General features: G+C 71.3%; 2 protein-coding genes and 1 pseudogene. 2 read left to right on the plus strand and 1 reads right to left on the minus strand.

The genetic code is table 11. The annotated features are described in order from the left end of the window. Together AOK09_RS24485 and AOK09_RS24490 are read left to right on the plus strand one after the other, a co-directional pair. Positions 1-1,330, plus strand: a pseudogene (locus AOK09_RS24485) (D-alanyl-D-alanine carboxypeptidase); the annotation flags it as partial. A 102-nt stretch (positions 1,331-1,432) separates the two neighbouring features. Further along, positions 1,433-2,011, plus strand: a complete 579-nt coding sequence (locus AOK09_RS24490; RefSeq protein WP_055589404.1) for a pyridoxamine 5'-phosphate oxidase family protein — start codon at positions 1,433-1,435, stop codon at positions 2,009-2,011. A gap of 87 nt (positions 2,012-2,098) precedes the next feature. On the opposite strand, the gene AOK09_RS24495 is transcribed toward AOK09_RS24490, so the two are convergent. After that, positions 2,099-2,467, minus strand: a complete 369-nt coding sequence (locus AOK09_RS24495; RefSeq protein ID WP_055589405.1) for a cupin domain-containing protein — start codon at positions 2,465-2,467, stop codon at positions 2,099-2,101. Positions 2,468-2,481: the final 14 nt, after the last annotated feature.

Raw genomic sequence — 2,481 nt, forward strand, 5'->3', positions numbered from 1 at the left:
TCCGGGACGTACAGCGGCTCCCGCCCCGGAGCCGGAGCCGCTGTACGTCCCGGAGACCACCTCCGAGGCCATGCAGGTGCTGGCCTCGCTCAGCGCACGCCCCATGACGCCGCTGCGCCGCGCCGTCAAGCGGATCACCATCTGGAGCGTCTTCCTCGCCTTCGTCCTCGGCGTGGCCTGCATCGTCCAGCTGCTGCGCCCGCTTCCCGGACCGGAGTTGAAGGCCTCGGCCACCACGTCCTTCACCTTCCCGGGGGGCAAGCCCGACCTGCCGTGGCCCACCCAGGGTCAGGCCGCGGCCGAGGTGTACGGACTGGGCAGTCTCGGCCGCTCGGGAGCCGTGAAGGCGGCTCCGATGGCGAGCGTCACCAAGGTGATGACGGCCTATGTGGTGCTCACCGAGCACCCGCTGAAGCTGGGCGAGAACGGGCCGTCCATCACCGCCGACAAGCAGGCGGCGTCCGACTTCTCCAACGGGGTCGCCGAGGGCGAGTCGGTGGTCAGGGTCGAGGAGAAGCAGAAGATCAGCGAGTACGAGGCGCTGCAGATGCTGCTGATCCCGTCGGCGAACAACATCGCCCGGCTGCTCGGCCGCTGGGACGCCGGTTCGCAGCAGGCGTTCGTCAAGAAGATGAACGACACCGCGCGCAGGCTCGGCATGTCCGACACCGTCTACACCGACCCCAGCGGCCTGGCGGCGTCCACCAAATCCACCGCCGTCGACCAGCTGAAGCTGGCCGAGAAGGTGATGCAGAACGACGTCTTCAAGCAGATCGTCGCCACCCCCAACGTGGTGCTGAGCGACGGTCAGCGGATCTTCAACAACAACCAGCTGCTCACCACCGGTGACCATGTCATCGGCGTCAAGACCGGTTCCAGCACCCCCGCCGGCGGCTGCCTGATGTGGGCGGCCGAGAAGGAGATCGGCGGCACCACGCAGCTGATCATCGGTGTGGTCATGGGTCAGCAGGGCACGCAGATCCTGCAGAAGGCGCTGGACGTCAGCGGTGAGCTGATCACCGGGGCGCAGCGCAGCCTCACCAGCCACACACTGCTGAAGAAGGGCGATGTGGTCGGCTATGTGGACGACGGGCTCGGCGGACGCGTCCCGGCGGTCGTGACCAAGGACGTCACGGTCACCGGCTGGTCGGGTGTCAGTGTCGACTTCCGGCTCTCCCCGAACGCCGGCCTCCCGCACAGCGCCAAGGCGGGCACCAGGGTCGGCACGGTGACCACCGGCAGCGGCGAGGGGCAGGTGCAGGTCCCGGTGGTGCTGCAGCGCGATCTGGCCCCGCCGTCCATCGGTTCCCGCCTCACCAGGCTGCTCTGAGCGAGCCGCTGAGCGGCCCCGCCGACAGGAACGCCGGGGGCGGACGGTCCACAGTGCGGTCACATCTGTTCCGGAGGGTGAAACCAGGATCATGATGGTGGCATGGCGAATGTGCATGAGGGGATCGACGACCGCCTGCGGAAGTTCATCGAGCAGCAGGCCCTCTTCTTCGTGGGGACCGCGCCGCTCGCGGGCGACGGCCACGTCAACGTCTCCCCCAAGGGGGCCAAGGGTTCGCTGGCCGTGCTGGACGAGCACACGGTGGCGTACCTGGACTTCACCGGCAGCGGGGCGGAGTCCATCGCGCATCTGCGGGAGAACGGCCGGATCACCCTGATGTGGTGCTCCTTCGAGGGGCCGCCGGATGTGGTGCGGGTGCACGGCACGGGCGAGCCGGTGTTCCGGGACGACCCCCGCTGGGCGGAGCTGATCGGGCACTTCCCCGCCGTGTCGGAGCAGCCGGGCGCCCGCGCCATCGTGCTGGTCCGTGCGCTGCGGGTCAGCGACTCCTGCGGCTACTCGGTGCCGTTCATGGAGTACCGGGGGGAGCGTGACCTTCTGGTGCAGTACTTCGGCCGCCGGGACGAGCAGTTCCACACGGACTACGTCGAGCGCAAGAACGGGGTCTCCATCGACGGCCTCCCCGCGATGCCGCTGCCTCTGCCGCCCCGCACCGCCTGAGCGGCCTCCCCGGGGCGCCCCGCCGGTCCCTGCGGCCGGTGGCGGCGCCGAGTCGCGGGGAACCCCGGCGGTGCGGCTGCGCGGGGGTCAGCCGAGCGGTGCGGGCGGTGCGGGCGGTCCCGAGCCGATCCGCATCCCGGGGCGCCGCCGGTGGACCGTGAGACAGGCCAGGCCGTCCGGTCCCGCCGCCAGCTCCCGTGCGGAGCCCTGCGGCAGCCACACCAGGGTGCCGGTGCCGAGCTGCTGGATCTCCTCGCCGTCGGCCAGGGTGCCGCTGCCCTCCACCACCAGCAGCAGCACGTCGAGTTCGGGTTCGCGGTGGGCGCCGACCCGGTGGCCGGGCGGCAGCCGTACCAGGTTGGCGTCGAGCTGACGGCCGGGCTCGGCCAGCCGCCAGAGCGCGCCTCCGGCGTCCTCCGGGGCGCCGGCGGCCTGCGCCGCCACATCGCAGAGCACCCGGGCGCGCCCGG

Source organism: Peterkaempfera griseoplana (assembly GCF_001418575.1).
GTDB classification, from domain to species: Bacteria; Actinomycetota; Actinomycetes; order Streptomycetales; family Streptomycetaceae; genus Peterkaempfera; species Peterkaempfera griseoplana.

Excerpts from the sequence above, each read along its gene's own strand:
- AOK09_RS24490 (WP_055589404.1), top strand. The coding sequence starts at position 1,433 with ATGGCGAATGTGCATGAGGGGATCGACGACCGCCTGCGGAAGTTCATC.